General features: G+C 55.4%; 16 protein-coding genes. 9 read left to right on the top strand and 7 right to left on the bottom strand.

The annotated features are described in order from the left end of the window. The first annotated feature begins 109 nt into the window (after positions 1-109). Positions 110-2,017 carry a DUF5696 domain-containing protein gene (locus NFS35_RS01225; RefSeq protein WP_251205326.1) on the top strand — a complete coding sequence of 636 codons (1,908 nt, stop codon included), beginning with the start codon at positions 110-112 and terminating at the stop codon, positions 2,015-2,017. 73 nt (positions 2,018-2,090) lie between these two features. Here NFS35_RS01225 and arfA read toward each other — a convergent pair whose 3' ends face one another. Continuing rightward, positions 2,091-3,590 (bottom strand): arabinosylfuranosidase ArfA, encoded by a 1,500-nt coding sequence (gene arfA / locus NFS35_RS01220; protein ID WP_251205325.1) that lies wholly within the window; start codon positions 3,588-3,590, stop codon positions 2,091-2,093. Positions 3,591-3,797: 207 nt separating this feature from the next. On the opposite strand from arfA, the gene NFS35_RS01215 reads away from it, so the two are divergent. Beyond that, positions 3,798-4,577: a helix-turn-helix domain-containing protein gene (locus tag NFS35_RS01215; protein WP_251205324.1), complete on the top strand. Its 780-nt coding sequence runs from the start codon at positions 3,798-3,800 to the stop codon at positions 4,575-4,577. A gap of 7 nt (positions 4,578-4,584) precedes the next feature. Here the strand turns inward: NFS35_RS01215 and NFS35_RS01210 are convergent, their stop codons facing one another. From NFS35_RS01210 to NFS35_RS01190, 5 genes are all read right to left on the bottom strand, one after another. Beyond that, positions 4,585-5,181 carry a class I SAM-dependent methyltransferase gene (locus NFS35_RS01210; RefSeq protein ID WP_251205323.1) on the bottom strand — a complete coding sequence of 199 codons (597 nt, stop codon included), beginning with the start codon at positions 5,179-5,181 and terminating at the stop codon, positions 4,585-4,587. A gap of 203 nt (positions 5,182-5,384) precedes the next feature. Beyond that, on the bottom strand, positions 5,385-6,569 hold the full coding sequence (locus NFS35_RS01205; RefSeq protein ID WP_251205322.1) for an ABC transporter substrate-binding protein: 1,185 nt from the start codon (positions 6,567-6,569) through the stop codon (positions 5,385-5,387). Between the two features lie 103 nt (positions 6,570-6,672). After that, complete coding sequence (locus tag NFS35_RS01200; protein WP_251205321.1) at positions 6,673-7,437, bottom strand: ABC transporter ATP-binding protein; 765 nt, start codon at positions 7,435-7,437, stop codon at positions 6,673-6,675. Further along, the gene (locus tag NFS35_RS01195; RefSeq protein WP_251205320.1) at positions 7,431-8,492 is read right to left on the bottom strand and encodes a FecCD family ABC transporter permease; all 1,062 of its coding nucleotides are present in this window, start codon (positions 8,490-8,492) and stop codon (positions 7,431-7,433) included. Before NFS35_RS01195 ends, NFS35_RS01200 begins: the two co-directional genes overlap by 7 nt. 267 nt (positions 8,493-8,759) lie before the next feature. Then, the gene (locus NFS35_RS01190; RefSeq protein WP_251205319.1) at positions 8,760-9,161 is read right to left on the bottom strand and encodes a DUF3842 family protein; all 402 of its coding nucleotides are present in this window, start codon (positions 9,159-9,161) and stop codon (positions 8,760-8,762) included. Positions 9,162-9,394: 233 nt separating this feature from the next. On the opposite strand from NFS35_RS01190, the gene NFS35_RS01185 reads away from it, so the two are divergent. After that, positions 9,395-11,311 carry a S8 family peptidase gene (locus NFS35_RS01185; protein WP_251205318.1) on the top strand — a complete coding sequence of 639 codons (1,917 nt, stop codon included), beginning with the start codon at positions 9,395-9,397 and terminating at the stop codon, positions 11,309-11,311. Positions 11,312-11,320: 9 nt separating this feature from the next. Here the strand turns inward: NFS35_RS01185 and NFS35_RS28930 are convergent, their stop codons facing one another. Continuing rightward, positions 11,321-11,449: a hypothetical protein gene (locus tag NFS35_RS28930; RefSeq protein WP_275564653.1), complete on the bottom strand. Its 129-nt coding sequence runs from the start codon at positions 11,447-11,449 to the stop codon at positions 11,321-11,323. A 62-nt stretch (positions 11,450-11,511) separates the two neighbouring features. On the opposite strand from NFS35_RS28930, the gene NFS35_RS01180 reads away from it, so the two are divergent. The 6 genes from NFS35_RS01180 (at position 11,512) to NFS35_RS01155 (ending at position 18,124) form a co-directional block, all read left to right on the top strand. Then, positions 11,512-12,234, top strand: a complete 723-nt coding sequence (locus NFS35_RS01180) for a hypothetical protein (RefSeq protein ID WP_251205317.1) — start codon at positions 11,512-11,514, stop codon at positions 12,232-12,234. An 82-nt stretch (positions 12,235-12,316) separates the two neighbouring features. Next, positions 12,317-13,765, top strand: a complete 1,449-nt coding sequence (locus tag NFS35_RS01175; protein WP_251205316.1) for a D-alanyl-D-alanine carboxypeptidase family protein — start codon at positions 12,317-12,319, stop codon at positions 13,763-13,765. 298 nt (positions 13,766-14,063) lie between these two features. Next, on the top strand, positions 14,064-15,299 hold the full coding sequence (locus NFS35_RS01170) for an ABC transporter ATP-binding protein (protein ID WP_251205315.1): 1,236 nt from the start codon (positions 14,064-14,066) through the stop codon (positions 15,297-15,299). Next, a complete protein-coding gene (locus tag NFS35_RS01165; protein ID WP_251205314.1) occupies positions 15,289-16,116 on the top strand; it encodes an ABC transporter permease in 828 nt (275 codons plus the stop codon). Before NFS35_RS01170 ends, NFS35_RS01165 begins: the two co-directional genes overlap by 11 nt. Beyond that, the gene (locus tag NFS35_RS01160) at positions 16,113-16,928 is read left to right on the top strand and encodes an ABC transporter permease (protein ID WP_251205313.1); all 816 of its coding nucleotides are present in this window, start codon (positions 16,113-16,115) and stop codon (positions 16,926-16,928) included. The genes NFS35_RS01165 and NFS35_RS01160 overlap by 4 nt, the downstream gene beginning before the upstream one ends. Next, the gene (locus tag NFS35_RS01155; protein WP_251205312.1) at positions 16,925-18,124 is read left to right on the top strand and encodes an ABC transporter substrate-binding protein; all 1,200 of its coding nucleotides are present in this window, start codon (positions 16,925-16,927) and stop codon (positions 18,122-18,124) included. Before NFS35_RS01160 ends, NFS35_RS01155 begins: the two co-directional genes overlap by 4 nt. The last annotated feature ends 31 nt before the right edge of the window (positions 18,125-18,155 follow it).

Genomic DNA, 18,155 nt, shown 5'->3' with positions numbered 1-18,155 from the left:
TGCAATACAAATTTATTACAAAATCCATGCTTTTCTAATCCATTCATTGCATTTATGTCTATTGGATGCTATAGTGGGATTTAGATAATAGAATCAGGAGGGTATCATCATGATACATATCACACTTGCCGGGACTGATCTGCACTTTGATGAAGCCAGTCTGCATGTCTCCATGACCCGGAATGGAACTGCCTGGAACTGGGAGTCCGACTATATCCCTGTATTCTCTGTCATGCAGAAAGAAATCCCTTTTGCAGACGCTTCTTCCGTCTCCCATAAAGTGCGGGAAACAGGGCTGGGAAAAGGAATTCTCTCCCATTATAGCGGATTTGCTCCGGATGGAAAGGAGTCGGCCCTGGCTTTCTGTACTTATGTCTGGATCGAGGGGGCCACAGGGGATGTATTCTTTGAGTGGATTCCCCTGTGCGAAGAGGGCGTATCCATCCAGTCCGTCACATGGCCGGGGCCTATGGATTTCCGGGAAAAGAGAGACGACTGGTACACACTGCTGAATCAGCACCAGGGGCTTCTGATTCCCAACACCTGGGAGACAGAGCTGGGCAAGCTGCCCTTTGACGGCTTCCTGTGCTCCGCCGCCAGCTACATGCCCTGGTTCGGGCAGGTGAAAGCCGGGAACGGTTATATCGCCATCTGCGAGCAGCCCTGGGACAGCATGTTCTATGCAGAGCATCCTGCCGGCGGCCCTTACACAAAAGTAAACGTCCGCTGGGCGGCCAGTCTGGGGAAAATCCGCTACCGCCGGGTAATGCGCTATTGCATGCTGAGCAATTGCGATTACAACAAACTCTGCAAGGTATACCGCAGCTTTGTAAAGGAAAAGGGACTGTTCTGCAGCCTGCGGGAAAAAGCCGCAAAAGCCCCCAAAGTGAATCAGCTGATTGGAAGTCTTTTTATCCATCAGGGAATCAAGAATCATGTGTGCGAAGAATCTTCCATGTATGACCCGGAGCATCCCGACAAATACAACCGGGTAGTTCCTTTCCGGACACGGACAGAGGAAATAAAGGCCCTCCGCGAGCAGGGCTTTGAAAAGCTGTATCTCCATCTGGACGGCTGGGGAGACCCCGGATACGACAATCAGCACCCCGATTATCTGCCGCCCTGTGAGGAGGCCGGCGGCTGGGAGGGAATGAAAGAGCTGGCTGACACCATCCATTCCTGCGGGTACCTTTTCGGCATCCATGACCAGTACAGGGATTACTATTTCAACGGCGAGACTTTCGACGCCTCTTTCGGCTGTCTTCAGGCAGATGGCACCATCCCGGAGCATTCCGCATGGGCCGGCGGGCATCAGACCTACCTCTGCGCCACCCAGGCCCCTCATTATGTGAAGCGCAACTTCCGCCAGCTGGCGGAGCACGGCATCGGTCTGGACTGTGCTTACCTGGATGTCTTCACCTGCAACGAGCCCGATGAGTGCGCCAATCCCATGCACTATATGACCCGTAAGGACTGCCTGGATTTCAGAGGACAGTGCTTCGAGTACCTGCTCTCCCAGGGGATACTCCCCAGCTCCGAGGAGGTTTCCGACTGGAGCATGAAGAGCCTGGTATTCTGTCATTACGCGCCCTACCGGTTCCAGATGTATCAGCCCGGCACGCCCCAGAAAGGGATTCCCGTCCCTCTATTCAACCTGGTCTACCACGATTGCGTCATCATTCCGTGGATGATGGAAAAGATGAATGAAAAAACCGACTATATGCTCTACGCCCTGCTCAACGGCGGCGCGCCCTACCTGATCAGAGACGGCGCTTATCCCGGCATCGACGGCTCTTTTCAGCCGGAATGCACTTTCACCGCCCAGGAGAACTATGAGCGCTGCCGGGTGGTGGCCGGACTCCACGAACAGATTGCCGCCTGCGAGATGGTATCCCATCGTCTGCTCGCTCCGGACGGTTCCAGGCAGGAAACCGTGTTCAGCGACGGCACCAGGGTACGGATCGATTTGAATCTCCTGAACTATGAAATTGACAGAAGCGCCGTGGCACAGGGATAAGAGCGCGGGGACAGGAAATGAGGAAACAGGAAAGGGCTGCCGTTTTATGAACCGGCCGCCCTTTCTCAGATTTTTATTTCTTCAGCCTTACCACATTCCAGCTGTGCTTCCCAAATACCGTGGTGAACTTTCCGTCCTCCATGCGGGAGGCATTTCCCATGACAGGAGCCACGCAGTCAGGATTGCTCTCCGTATTGACGGCTTTCATGTCCTCCTTGGTCAGGATGATATGCTCCGCTATCTTGTAGTCCGCAAACTGCCTCAGGTCGCAGCTTATCTCCATGTCCTCCTCCAGATTTTTGTTCACGGCAAAGATAGTCAGCTCCTCATTCTCCTCATTCCAGACACAGACACTGTCCAGGAAAGAAACCTCCCCATAGTTTCTGCTCTCGTAGAAAGGCGCTTTCACCAGGGTATTCAGCACAGTCCCTCTGCCGTATACGCTGGCATGGAAATAAGGATAGAAAATCGTCTGTCTCCAGGCTTTCGTGTCGGAGGTCATGATGGGCGCGATTACATTCACCAGCTGGGCCAGGCAGGCCACCTTCACCCTGTCCGCGTGGCGCAGCATGGTAATCAGCATGCTCCCCACCAGCAGCGCGTCCTCGAAATTGTACACGTCCTCCAGCTGATGAGGGGCCTGCACCCACTTCTCCAGCCGGGTGTCCGCCTCGTTGCTGTGGTACCACACATTCCACTCGTCAAAGGAAAGGTTGATCTGCTTCCTGCTGCGCTTCTTTGCCTTAACGCTGTCAGCAATGGACAGGACGGAGCTGATGAACTCGTCCATGCCCTTGGAATTTGCCAGAAATTCCGGCGTATCATTGTCACGGTTCCCATAATACTGATGGAGGGACAGATAGTCCACCTGCTCATAGCATTCGCTTAAGACCTCGTCCTCCCAGTAGCCGAAAGTATCCATGGTGAGAGCGGAACTGCCGCAGGCCACCGTCTCGATTTCCGGATCCATGAATTTCATCAGCCTGCTGGTCTCCGCCGCGGCACGCCCGTACTCTTTCGCTGTCTTATGGCCCATCTGCCAGGGGCCGTCCATCTCATTTCCCATGCACCAGAGCTTGATGTCGTGGGGCTCCTCATAGCCGTGCTTTCTTCTCAGGTCGCTGTAGTAGCTGCCCTTTTTGAAATTGCAGTACTCCAGCAGGTCCTTGGCCTCCTCGGGCCCTCTGGTTCCCAGGTTCACGGCCATCATGACTTCTGTCCCGGCCTTTTTCGCCCAGTCGGCGAACTCGTTCAGGCCGAACTGGTTGGACTCGATCACATGCCAGGCCAGATCCACCTTGGCCGGGCGCTCCGCCTTGGGGCCTACGCCGTCCTCCCAGTGATAGCCGGACACAAAGTTCCCGCCGGGATAGCGCACGATGGGAACCCGGAGCTCCCGCACCAGTTCCAGCACATCTTTCCGCATTCCCTGCTCATCCGCAAAGGGGCTGTTCTCCTGGTAAATGCCCTCGTATACGGCGCGTCCCAGATGCTCGATGAAAGAGCCGAAAATCCTTTTGTCCACTGCCCCTGTGAGATAATATTTGTCTACAATAATCTCTGCCTTTTTCATTTTTGCCTCATTTCCGCACCGCTTCGCGCTGTACCCGCGGCGCTGTCCTTTTATACCCTTATCATAAACCGGTTTTCCTGCGGATGCTATCTCATTCTTTCCGTTTTATTTGACTTTTCTTCCGGTCATATGGTATGCTTACTTTCAGGAAAAAATTCAGTCCGGGCGGCATCAGGGCTTTCCCGGACGAACGAGGAGCAGCATGCCATGCATCAGTTGAATTTCTGTGAATATAACCGGTCCAATCACGACTACGACACGATTTTCCGCCCGGCGGGAAGCGGGGATTACCTCTTCCTCCAGTTCAAATCTCCCATGAAAGTCTATACAGAAGACAGAATAGTAATCACAAAGGAAAATGCCTGCATCCTTTACACCCCGGGCATGCCCCAGCACTATCAGGCCGTCCAGAAGTTCCGCAACAGCTATCTTCACTTTTCTTCCGATGAGAATCCCGCCCGCTGCTTTCCCATGCCGGAAAATACGGTGTTTTACCCGGAAAACGCCATGCAGATCGATTCCCTGATTTCCCGCCTGCAGCAGGAATATTTCTCCGGCCTCCCTCACAGAGAGGAGGCCGTCCACGCCCTGATGACACTGCTGTTCCTCTCCATCAGCCGTCGCCTGACCCAGGAGACGGCACAGAAAGAGGAGGCCGGGCTGCTCTATCCCCTGTTCCAGAGCCTGCGCCTGGAAATGCTCACGGAATGCGAAAAGGACTGGGACCTAGAGCGCCTTTGCAGACGGGTGAACCTGGAGAAAAGCCAGTTCTACATGTACTACCGCAGCTTCTTCTCCTCCACACCAAAAAATGACCTCCTCCACGCCAGGCTGGAGAAAGCCAAAAATCTGCTGAGCAACGAAGCCCTGCAGGTCAAAGAGGTGGCACAGCTGTGCGGCTTTGGCAGCCAGGCCCATTTCACCCGCTATTTCAAATCCTGCTGCGGCTGCGCCCCCGGGGCCTACGCCAGACAGCCCCGGATGTGACCCACAGTCACCCCTCTCGCAGTTTCACGCCGCTGACCTGATACATCCGCTCGTCGGAAATCACAGTGTCCACCTTGAAATACGGTGCGAACAGCTCCGCCAGCTCCCGGGCCTCCATCAATCCCTCAGAGACCCTGCGGGCCGCGCCGCCATGGCGCTCATTGATTTTGTCCCTGCTCATTCCGTGGGCAATGGAAAGCCTGCCCTCCGGCCTTAAATGCCCGGCCAGCACCTGAATCAGGCGCTCCGGGTCCGGGAAATGGGGAAAGGCATTGTACACCATGCAGCAGTCGAAGAGCCTGTGGAATGTAAGCGCTTCCACGTCCCCGCAGATGACCTGTATCTGTGTGTCCCGGCTCTTCTTTCCGGCAATCTCCGCCATCCCCGGCGAGATGTCCACAGCAGTGACGCTCCCCACTTTTCTCTTTATATAATCCGGAAAAAGGACTCCCGTGCCGCAGGCCACGTCCAGCACATGGCATCCGGGTACGATTCCGCCATTGTCCAGGATCCTCTCTATCACAGCATCGTCCCGCACCAGTTCCGCGTCCCATCCGGGCGCGTTGCGGTCAAAAAACTCTATCACATCCGCTTTCTCTATCATCCTGTATCCTCCCATTTTTCCTGAAACCGGGCATGCGGTCATCCTTTCCCTTACACATGCCATTTTATACCACTAAGCAGTATACGTCATATCCGGTTGCCCTGGCATGAATTTCAGCCGAGGACGCTCTCTGCCATATGCCTGAGCCGAATATCCGAATATTTTTCACATAAACCCCGACTTCTTACTGCCGGAACAAATTTTCACTGGAAAAAAGAAGCCGTATCTATCTTTGTATATCCCCCGAAGCTGGAGGGACAGGCGAAGATTTCCTCCGCAAGCCCACGCCCCAGGAACATCTCCGTGACCTCGTCGGTCTTCGCGGCCATATCGATATCTGCAAACGCCTCCGGATACACTGCCTTTCCAATGTACCATGCATTTATAAGCGCGGTTTCGTAATTGGTATAGTACGCATTGTAGGCCATCTGCAGATACACCTCCCCCTCCTGCCATGCCTTGCAGGCATCGAACATGGTATCATCCGCCTGAAAAAGCGGCGCGATATTCTTGACAGCCGCCGCGTCTATAATCATGATGTCCATATCCCCGCCGAGGGCCACGAACTTCTCCTCCTCAATGGGCTGGATGCCGGGAGCCTCCAGATCCGTGACCACGTTCCTCACATTTGCAATGTCAAAGGAAATGTAATCCTGCGCCGTCATCAGGTGGTTGGTGGTGCCCCAGTTGCCAAGGCCGCAGATGTACACATTGGGCCTGTCCTCCTCCCTGATGCCGGCAGTCCTTTCTGTGATGTCAGCCCGCTGCGCGTCGATGAACGCGGCCAGCTGCTCCGCCCTTTCTTCTTTCCCGAATATCTCTCCCAGCAATGCCATGGACTGTGCGAAAGCATCGTCAAAGACACCGTCAGGGCCGCTCTTAAGCGTGATGACCGGGACGCCCAGCTGCTCCTGCAGGGCATCCTCTTTCTCCACATCCTCGTACTCGGAGATAACGATGTCGGGGCTGCAGGCCAGAATCTTCTCCGCCTCCGCGGTCTGGGCATTGGGGCCGCCGACACCGCAGGAGTCAAGTTTGGAGAAGACATCACCATAAGCGATTGTGTAAGGCCTCGCCACGGAGTCGAACATCTTCGGGCGCTCCTCCAGGTTCATGTTGTCTATGTCCTCCACGCCGCTAAGCAGCCCGGTGTCGCCGATATAGCTGTACATCCTAAGGGCTCCTGCGCCGATGCAGACCACCCTTTCATAGCTTCCGGGCAGCACGGTGACTTCCCGGCCGATCATGTCGGTGATGGTCACTCCGGCAGGCTCTCCGGATTTCCCTGAACTTTCCAAACTTGATGCAGCCTGCTGATTGCCGCAGGCAACTAATGTGAAAACCATACTCATTGCAAGAACCATTGCCGCTATTGTTTTAGATTTCATATTCACTCCTTTTCTGTAAGTCAGACTAAGCTTTCTCCGCCCCTTTTATGCTCCGTTAATGGGCATTGGCCAGGCGCACGGACTTTTGTGCGCGGCGGCGCAATTACACAAGCGCTTCGTTCAGGACAATTCTCCTGCCCTCCACTGTGATAATTCTGACACATGTGTCAAAAATATCATTGATGACCTCTTCCGTCATCCCCTCTGCCGTGACAGAGTATTTGACGACTCCCTCTTTCATAAAGAAGAACCTGTCGCCGAAATCCATGGCCTGGTTCAGGTCATGAAGGGAACTCAGTATACCGATATTCTTCTCCCTGGCCAGCCGCTTCGCCTCCTTTAAAATCAAATGCTCATTGGCGATGTCCAGATTGCCCGTGGGCTCGTCGAAAATCATCAGCTCCGGCTCCTGCGCCAGCGCCCGGGCTATGGCAATCTTCTGCCGCTCTCCGCCGGAAAGCTCCTCCACGTTCCTGTGGGCAAAGTCCTCCAGCCCCATATCCCGCAGAACCCTCTCCGCCGCCGCGTAATCCTCCGGCCCTGCCCTCAGTCCGAAATAGGAAATCCGGCCCAGCAGGACGGAATTCATGACGCTCAAGGCCCCGAACCGGATATCCTGGGGCACATAGGCAATGCTGCGGGCCCGCTCTTTCGGGGACATTCCGGCCAGATCCTTCCCGTTGAATTCCAGCGTTCCACTGTCCGGAGAGACGATTCCCAGGATATTTTTAAAAAGCGTGGTCTTCCCGGAGCCGTTCTTTCCCAGGACAATTCCGATTTCTCCGGCTTTCAGCTCCAAGGATACGCCCCGGAGGACAGGCGCGGCGCGCTTTCCGTAACGGAAGCACATATTTTCTATCTTCAGCATCGTCTGTTCTCCTTTCCCGAAAAAATGATGGCTAGGAAAAAGGGCGCCCCCAGCAGCGAGGTGATGGCCCCCACCGGCAGGGCTGAGCCATTCCCCATGCTCCGGGACAGGGTATCCGCAGCCAGAAGCAGCAGGCTCCCGCCTAGCGCTGAAGCCGGAATTCCGAAGCGATGGTCCTGCCCCAGGAGTTTTTTCGTCACATGGGGGCAGATGATTCCCACGAAGCCGATGATTCCCAGGAAAGACACGCACACCGCCGTGATGACGGAGGCGAACAGCATGGAAAAGAACCGCAGAGGCCCTACGCTGACGCCCATGCTCCTGGCAGCGGCGTCCCCGCCTAAAAGGGCATTGTATTTCCAGGACATCAGCGAGAAAAAGAACAGCCCGCAGACCACCGCCGCCAGCATGATAAAGCTGGTTCTGTATGTCGCCCTGCCCAAATCCCCGAAATTCCAGATGACGGCGGCGGAAAGCCCCACATCCGTGGCGTAGAACTGCAGCACCGTAGTCGCCGCCGTCCAGACGGAGCCCACCGCGATTCCGGCCAGGACCACCACATTAGGTGAGAAGTCCCTCATCCTGCACAGCGCGAGGATAAGGAGGATGGACAGCACGGAAAAAGCGAAAGCCATCAGCGAAGCGGAGTAGGGATTCGCACCGGCTCCATAGTTCGTCAGGTTGTTCCCGGTGGACAGGAAGCCGCCGGAAAAGGCAATGATGGACAGGTTCGCTCCGAAGACCGCGGCGTTGGAGACACCCAGTGTCGAGGGAGACGCCATGGGGTTGTTCAGGTTCGTCTGCATAATCAGGCCGGATACGGACAAGCCGGCACCGGCAATCAGGGCCGCCAGCACCCGCGGGATGCGGATGTTCCAGATGATTCGGTTGTTCGCTGCTGTGCTTTTTTGGAGCAGGGCGGCCAGACACTCTCCCGGGGACATATGGGAGGAGCCCGCGAACAGACACAAGAAAGACAGCAGCGCTGCTGCTATGCCCAGGAAAGCTATTATTGATATTTTCTTTTTATAGTCCGTATGCAGACGTTTTTCCATTTCCGTCTTTCCTTTCAGCAGATTTTACCGCAAAACAAAAAAGGCATACACTTCTCCTTCTGAAGAAAGGCATACCTTCTGGTAATGCGGTCGGATAATCAAATAATTAGATAACAGTACCTGCAGACACCGGTTCGGATATTTCAGACGCTTCAGCGTCCATGCCAGCTTCCTGCCGGCGGCTTATGGTCTGAGGACTTTTCTTACTATACTATATTGTGGGGATTTATTCAAGATGTCGTTGCAATTTTTTCTCCGCCAATTCCCCTATAACTTCTTGATCTCCTCCACGGCCCCCTGGATCAGCGCCCCGGTATTAAAATTAGCCACCCCCACAATGACATTGTCACAATGATTGAACGGAATCAAAATCCGTTTGGCGCTGCTCCGCGCCACCGCCGCCGCCATTTCCGCCGTTATCTCCCCCAGCAGGGAATCCGCAATCACGATTCCCACCGGTCCCACAATCACATCCGCTTTCCGGCAGCAGACCTTGACAGAATTCTCCCCCGTTGCCGCCTCGTCGGCCCCCGCTTTCAGCATGGCCGTGGTGGCGGAACTGTTGGTGCCCACCGCAATCACACGGGCCTCCGGCATATTCTGCCTGACGGCGGCCACAAGCCTTGCGCCGATTCCGCCGCCCTGGGCATCGATTACCAATATGGTCATAAATTTTCCTCCCTTGCCGTTCCGGATTCACTTCCCTGCTTTCTCAATCACACAGGAGTGCCTGTGCATGAATAATAGAATCCAAGGCAGGATTCTATTCCTATTATTATAAGTGATTACCCGGGCTTTCGCAACAGCAAAAAGCAGACAGTCCTTAAAACACGTTCTGAAACATGCGTCCCGCCGCATAAACTGCGGAAAGAAATCTTAGGGGCTGACGAAAGGGAATGGGTATGAACCAGAAACTGGAGGATATGCTGCAGCTGGCCCTGCAGACACCGGAGGAGACCAGAGTACGGACAGAGGAGCTGAATGTGGGCTTCAATGCCGGAACCCGCACCTGGGAGCTGATTGTGAAATACCACGGCAGCCTGGACACACTGAAAGCCCTGGGCATAGAGGTGGAATATCTGATTGCGGGATATGCGATATTGACCGTGCCGGAGCAGCTGGTGGATTATATGGTGGAACTGGAAGAGATAGAATATGTGGAAAAGCCGAAGCGCTATTTCTATGAGGCAGAAATGCCTGCCGACAACTCCTGCATCCCTCAGGTGACGCTGCGGAATCCGAACCTTTCGGGGGCCGGTGTGCTGGTAGCGGTTCTGGACAGCGGAATCGATTACAAATTGCCGGAATTCCGTCACCCTGACGGCAGCACCAGAATCCGCTTCCTCTGGGATCAGACGCTGCTGCCGGATGCGCCGGCGGGAAAAGCGGCAGGGGACAACGCGGAGCGCCGGAACAGGGCAGCCAAAAACGGAATAGGGCAGCCAGACTCCGGCGGCGAAGACACTGCCGCCCCCCTGCGCCGCCCCCCTGCAGGATACCGCCTGGGCGTGGAATTCAGTTCCGAACAAATCAATCAGGCCCTGACCGCTCCCTCAATGCAGGAACAGTTCGAGCTGCTGCCCAGCACGGATACCAGCGGCCACGGAACGGCAGTGGCCGGTATCGCCGCAGGGAACAGCCCTGCATACCAGGGCGTGGCCCCGGAGGCAGAGCTTCTTGTCGTCAAGCTGGGCGTGCCGGATGTCTCCTCTTTCCCCAGGACCACGGAAATCATGCGGGCGGTGACCTATGTAATCAATAAAGCCCTCGAACTGCGGATGCCCCTGGTCATCAATTTAAGCTTCGGCAACACTTACGGCGCTCACGACGGAAGCTCCCTGATAGAACGTTTCCTGGACAATGCCGCCGAAATCGGACGTACCGTCATCTGCGTGGGCAGCGGAAACGAAGGGAACAGCGGAGGGCACCTGGCCGGAAGCCTTTTACAGCAGAATACCATGCCGGGCAGCAGGGACGGCGTTCCCAGCCGCACCGGCCTGATTGCGAGGCCCGTTTCCGTGGAGCTGGCCGTGGCGGACTATGAGCGCACCCTGAATGTCCAGCTGTGGAAAAATTATTGCGACACCTACCGCATCTTCCTGCGCTCCCCCGGCGGACAGGAGACCCAGCTGCCGGGCATGATCAGCGGCGGGAAGTACACCCTGCGCCTGGAGCAGACAGAGGTTCTGGTCTATTTCGGCGAACCCGCCCCCTATGCGGTGGCGGAGGAAATCTACTTTGAAATGCTGCCGGTAGGACGGAATTATATCAACAGCGGCATCTGGACTATCCGCCTGGAGCCTCTGCAGGTAGTGACCGGGCGTTATTATTTTTATCTGCCCTCTGCGGTGGTGCGGTCCGCCGGCACCGGCTTCTACCGCTCTACCCCGGAAGTGACCCTGACCATACCCGCCACTGCGGCAAAGGTGATTTCCATAGGGGCCTACGACAGCACCTATGAGGCTTACGCGGATTTCTCCGGGCGGGGCTACGCAGACGCGAACCGGACCATCGGAGTCGTTGCGGCGGGGCTCGCTAAGCCTGACCTGGCCGCGCCGGGGGTGGGTATCATCGCCCCGGACATCTATGGAGGATACACTCCGATGACAGGGACATCTTTCGCCACGCCCATCGTGTCCGGAAGCTGCGCTCTGCTTATGGAGTGGGGAATCGTGCGGGGAAATGATGTGTTCTTATACGGTGAGAAAGTGAAAGCGTATTTAAGGCGCGGCGCAAGGGCGCTGCGGGGAGAGACCGAATATCCCAACGGCAGGGTTGGCTGGGGCGGACTCTGTGTCAGCACCAGCCTGCCGGAGTGATAATGAGATTTATTTCATTGCGGGCTGTGACAGCCTGGAGCGGATGCAGGGAAGCTCCTCAAAATCCTCAATGCCGATGGGCAGTTTTACTATTTTGTTCTCCCGAAAAGGAAAACAGGCTATTTGGGGCGTCCACATTGACAATTCGCCCCAAATACGCTACCTTAAATAAAGAAAGATATTGGGCAGGGGGGATTTCGATGAAAAAGAGCTTCAAAAATACCGCACTGATACTGTTGTTCCTGGTATTGAGCGTTTCCGTCGCTATTTTGGTCTATCTGCACTTTTTCGCGTCAGATAATCTCACAGGGAGGTGGACGGCCAGGCTGGACATGACGGAACAGGCAGCCGCCACGGCTTTTAGCTGGCTGCAGGACATAGAGGCCGTACCCGTCTCCCTGGAGGAGACGGAGTCCTATATGCAGGATTTGACTGTTCAGGTCAGCCTGACCTTTGAGCAGACAGGCCTCCATCAGGGAACTTTCCAATGCACTGTCCTGCCGGAAAGCTATGAATCCTGCCGGCAGGCCGCCTATAAGGCCTTTGCCGCGGCGTTCCGGGAATCTGTGTCCGAAAGGCTTAGGATGGCAGGCTATACCGGCAGCACGGATGAAGATGCCGTAGAAGCGCTTGTGACAGAATCGTTCGGGATGTCCACTGTGGATTACCTGATGGCCTGCGCCCCGGCCCTGCTGCCCTCCTTGGAAGAGCTGCAGGCCAGATATGATGGCACCGGCGCCTATGAAACGGAGAAAGGCGTCCTGACCAGACGCTTTGACGCCGGAGGAACCGCCTCAAAATCGGAATGCTACATCCGAAAAGATTCCAGCCTGATACTGTCCGAAGAAGCCGAATCTGCCTCCGTCAGCCTTTCCCCGGAGCGCTACCCAATAATATACACCCTGGAGCAGGAGCAGCAATAAAATCCATGCTTCTCAGGCCCCATTATCATGAACAAAGCAAAATCCCCGTTTCTTTATAGGACACACGCGGAAAGGAGATTCCATGAAAACAATTTGCCAGAAACTATGTTCCCTGATATTGTCCGCAGCCCTGCTCTGCGCCGTCCTGCCGATCAGTGCGGATGCGGTCTCCCAGGTTCCCGGAGTCTGTCAGGTACAGACGGATACGGGAACCACATGCAGCGTGAAGACCTTGGATCAGGATTATGAGCGCAACACCTATTTCTCCCTGCGCGACATAGCCATGGCCCTGAACGGCACGGATAAATCTTTCTCTCTGGAAATCACGGCAGATGCCGTCTCCCTGAATCCCGGAAACGTCTACATACCTGTGGGAACCGAGAACATCCTCTGGGGAGAAGACGATGTCCCGGATACTTCTCTTCGGCGAAACGAATTCAAGGCGGGCGGACAGAAGGTATCCTATTACACCATGATAGCGAGGCTGTCCTCCGGCTATTATGACTGTTTCATGATGGCGGCGGACCTGGCCATGATCCTGGACGTAAATCTCACCGCTCCCGGACCGGGCTCTTTACAGATTGATACTATGGATTCTTTCCGCGTCTCTCCCGCCGCTCTGGAGCAGGAAGGATATTTTTACGGTGTCAACAGCGTGCTGGCAGGGGACGCCACCACCGGGGAAATCTATTACCAGTACCAGGCCGATATCGCTTACCCCATAGCCAGCACCTCCAAGCTCATGACCTGTCTCCTGACCATGGACGCCATCTCTTCCGGGCTGATTGCACCGGCGGACCTTGTCACCGTCTCGGATGCGGTGCAGGCGCTGGCCGATTCCGGCGATGGGGTGATTCCTCTGAAAGCCGGCGATCAGATCACCGTGCAGGATCTCCTGGCGGGCGCTCTCCTGCCCTCCAGCAATGAATGCGCGCTGTGCCTGGCGGAGACTATTGCCGGTTCTGAGGAGAACTTTGTCCGGCTGATGGATCAGAAAGCCCGGGAACTGGGACTTACCCAGGCGGTCTTTTACAACAGCAACGGCCTGCCCTCCTACACGGACGACCCTGTCCCCTCCAAGCGCCAGAACCGAATGAGCGCTCAGGACATGTTCCGGCTGGTATCCTACCTGTTAAAAGTCTATCCCCAGGTCACGGACATCACTTCCCTGGAGAAAGCCCCTCTGGAGTCCATCGGCATTGAAGTGCGCAACACCAATCCGCTTCTGCACAACCTGCCTGATATCACAGGCCTGAAGACAGGCACCACCAACAAGGCCGGGGCCTGTCTGGTCACGTCCCTGACTGCGGACGACGGGAATCTGGAGCATGATTTGGTGGTCATAGTCCTTGGCACTGAGGATTCCGTAGAGCGCGGGCGCGTGTCGGAGCTGCTGGCCAGATACGCGCTGCAGGCCTTTCAGGAGGGCGCGGAAGTATCGGAAAACGAGGCATCCCAGACCCCCGGAAACCTGCCCGTACACGCCGAGGCGGCAGTGGACCGGATTCTCAAGACTGCAGGAAAACAGTGAACTGACAAATTATCTGAAAAATCGGGGAGAAACGATTGACAAACGCCCCGTTATCCCTTATAGTTAACTCATTGCGTTTGCATCTGAAAAAAGGCCGCGCTTCCGGAGGTAAGCCGGCCATAAAAGCGGCTCGGTTTCTTTGCCACGGTCCTTTTCAAGCTGTCCGGCGCAGCGCGAAATAACATACCATCCTTTGCGGGAGGCAAACTGAAAAAACCGTGCCGGGTTATGTGTGAATAACATAGACACGCAACTTATTACGGCGCGTGAAAGCGCCACCGCAAAGGAGATGCATCAATTGAAAAACACTATTATATCTCTAAAGGACATTACCGTTTCTTATGATGGTGAGCAGGTTCTGGCTGGTTTCAATCTGGACATACACGACGGAGAGTTCGTGACGTTACTGGGACCTTCCGGATGTGGCAAGACCACAGCACTCCGCACCATCGCCGGTTTCATCAGGCCGGATAAGGGGGATGTCTTTTTTTATGAGAAAAACATCACAGATCTTCCGCCCCACAAGCGGGAAGTCAACACCATCTTCCAGAAATACGCCCTGTTCCCGCACTTGAACGTGTATGAGAACATCGCTTTCGGCATGCGCCTGAAAGGCCGCGGCGAAAAGGAAATCAAACAGACCGTGCACGAGATGCTGGCAAAGGTCAACCTCACCGGATACGCCCACAGGGGCATCAGCCAGCTTTCCGGCGGACAGCAGCAGCGGGTGGCCATCGCCCGGGCTCTGGCCAATGAGCCGAAAGTCCTGCTGCTGGACGAGCCTCTGGGGGCGCTTGATCTGAAGCTGCGCAAGGATATGCAGGTAGAGCTTAAGAAACTCCAGCAGCAGACCGGCATTACCTTCGTGTTCGTCACCCACGATCAGGAGGAGGCCCTGTCCATGTCCGATACGGTGGTGGTGATGGACGGGGGCGTGATACAGCAGATCGGTACGCCTACGGATATCTACAATGAGCCGGAAAATGCTTTTGTGGCGGATTTCATCGGAGAGTCTAATATATTAGACGGCCTCATGCTGGAGGACTATTCCGTGAAGTTCGCAGGCCATATTTTCCGCTGTCTGGACAGCGGTTTTGGCAGGAATGCCGCCGTGGACGTGGTGATACGCCCGGAGGATATCAAAGTGGTGGAGCCGGAATCCACTTTGATTACAGGGGAAGTCACAGCCGTGACTTTCAAGGGCGTGCACTATGAAATCATCGTGGATGTGGCGGGCTTCAAGTGGATGATACAGTCCACGGAATGCCGTCAGCCCGGCGACCGCATCGGCCTTTCCCTCACCCCTAATGACATCCATGTCATGCATAAGTCTGAATACTCCGGGAAGTTCGGGGACTACAGCACTTTCAGCGATGAGATGGGGGAGGACATCATGGCATCGGATGAAGCTGCCACGCAGGAGGCAGATGATTCCGATGAAGCAAATGCCCCGCGGGAAACGGAAGAGGAACGTAAAGCAGGCGCTTCAGGGAAAGCTGGCGCAGAAAGGGAGGGCCGTGCCGATGAAGTCTAACTCCAAGCTCCTCTCTGCGCCCTACACCGTCTGGATGACGATTTTTATCGTGCTGCCCATGCTGCTGGTAGGCTATTTCGCCTTTACGGATAAGTCGGGGCATTTTACCATGGAAAATATGCTGAGCGTGGGGCAATATTCCAATGTATTCCTGCGCTCCATCTGGCTGGGAGCGGTGGCCACCGCGGTTTCTCTGGCCCTGGGCTACCCCCTGGCCTATATCATCGCGAAGATGAATGTCAAGAGACAGAATGTCATGGTCATGCTGGTGATGCTGCCCATGTGGATGAATTTCCTGCTGCGCACCTACGCGTGGATGACTCTTTTGGAAGACAATGGGTTAATCAATTCGGCCCTTGCCGCCATCGGTCTGCCCCGGGTGCACATGATCAACACCGCAGGCGCGGTGGTGCTGGGCATGGTCTACAATTATATCCCCTATATGATCCTGCCTCTGTACTCGGTGCTGACCAAGATTGACACAAGCGTAATAGAGGCGGCGCAGGACTTAGGGGCCAACAGCAGGAAGGTCTTCCTGAAAGTGGTGATTCCTATGAGCATGCCCGGGGTCATCTCCGGGGTGACCATGGTCTTCGTGCCCGCTGTCAGCACTTTCATCATCTCCAAGATGCTGGGCGGCGGCGGAAATCTGCTCATCGGCGATCTGATCGACATGCAGTTTTTAGGCAGCGCATACAATCCCAATCTGGGTTCTGCGGTGTCGCTGGTGCTGATGGTGATCATCCTGATCTGCATGGGCATCATGAACCAGTTCGACGACGGCGAGGAGGCCGGGGGAGGAGGTATCCTGCTGTGAAAAAAGTAACTGCGCGTATTTATACCTTTCTCATTTTTTTGTTTTTGTATGCCCCGATTTTTGTGCTGATCGTGTTTTCCTTCAACGATTCGGAAACGGCCAGCCGCACGGTATGGGGCGGCTTTTCCCTGCGCTGGTACCAGAAGCTTTTCGAGGACAGGCTGATTCTGGAGGCCCTGCGCAATACGCTGCTCATCGCGGTGGTGTCGGCGGCTGCGTCCACGGTGCTGGGCACCATGGCGGCCATCGGCATCAATTCCATGAAACGCCTGCCCAGGCGCATCATGATGAACATCACGAATTTTCCCATGGTCAATCCTGAGATTGTCACGGGCGTGTCTCTGATGCTGCTGTTCGTGTCTGCGGTCCGGCTCTTCGGCGGGAGGAGCCTGGGGATGGGTTCGCTGTTCGCCGCCCATATCACTTTCTGCCTGCCCTATGTGATCCTGTCGGTGCTGCCCAAACTGCGCCAGATGGATTCCAATCTCTATGAGGCGGCTCAGGATCTGGGCTGTCCGCCGGTGAAAGCCTTTTTCAAGGTGGTTTTGCCGGAAATCATGCCGGGAATCGTCACCGGGATGATTATGGCGTTCACGCTGTCCATTGACGATTTTGTGATAAGTTATTTCACCAGCGGCACGACCCAGACTCTGCCCATTTACATTTATTCTATGACCAGGAAACGAATCAGCCCGGAAATCAATGCCCTGTCCACGGTACTGTTCGCGGTGGTGATGGTGTTGCTCATCATTATCAATGTCCGCAATTTCAAGGATCAGAATAAGAGCAGAAAGGGGGAGGCCGCCGTATGACAAAAAGATATTTCGGGACCTTTTGCCTGGCTCTTTCTCTGATGCTTGTTCCGGCACAGACAGTTTTTGCGCAGAATCTGGCGGAAGGGGAGGCTGCCCCTGACCGGGGCGTCACCATAAATGTCTACAACTGGGGCGAGTATATCGCCAACGGAACCGACGATTCCCTGGACATAAACGCGGAGTTCACCCGGCGCACGGGAATCCGGGTCAACTACACTACCTTTGACAGCAACGAGGCCCTGTACTCCAAGCTGGCCGGAGGAGGCGCCGATTATGATGTCATCATCCCCTCCGACTATATGGTGTCCAAATTCATCAATGAGAATATGCTGGCCGAGCTGGATTTCTCCAACATCCCCAATTTCCAGTATATCGATGAGCAGTTCCGGGATCCCGAATACGATCCGGGCAGCCGCTACTCCGTGCCTTATACCTGGGGACTGGTGGGGCTGTTCTACAATACGGACTATATTGATGAAGAGATTACCAGCTGGACTTCCCTGTGGGACGACCGCTATGCGGGGAAGATTCTGATGTTCGACAATCCCAGGGACTCTTTTGCCATCGCCCAGTTCGTGCTGGGCCAGTCGGTGAACACTACCGACGAGAACGACTGGGCGGAGGCGGCGGCTCTTCTGAAACAGCAAAAGCCCCTGGTGCAAGCCTACGTGATGGACCGGATCTTCGACAAAATGGAGAGCAGCGAGGCCTGGATTGCTCCTTACTATGCCGGAGACGCAGCGATTCTGGTGGAGAACAGCGACAATATCCGGTTCGTGGTGCCCGAGGAGGGGACGAATTTCTTCGTGGATGCCATGTGCATTCCAATCACCTCCAGCCACAAGGCGGAGGCCGAGGAATATATCAATTTCCTATGCGACCCGGAAATCGCCGGCGCCAACATGAACTATGTGGGATATTCCACCCCGGAGAGCGCCGCGAAAGCCTACATGGACGAAGAGATGGTGGCCAGTCCCATCTATTACCCGGATGAGGAAATCCTGGCCCGCACCCAGGTATTCGTCAATCTGCCGGAGAGCACCAGCAAGCTGGTGGACCGGTTATGGGCGGAGGTGAAGATGGGCGGCCCCGGGGAGTCCGCGGTATTGGTGGCTATCATCCTGGGATTTCTGGGGGTGTATATCGCGATCATCATTTCCAAGAGGCGGAAACGTCAAAGAGAATTAGCTTAAAGACAGGCTGCCGGGACAGGGGACTGACTAA

The organism is Acetatifactor aquisgranensis (assembly GCF_943193215.1).
GTDB lineage: Bacteria > Bacillota > Clostridia > Lachnospirales > Lachnospiraceae > Acetatifactor > Acetatifactor aquisgranensis.
This window is presented reverse-complemented; position numbering and strand designations above follow the sequence as displayed.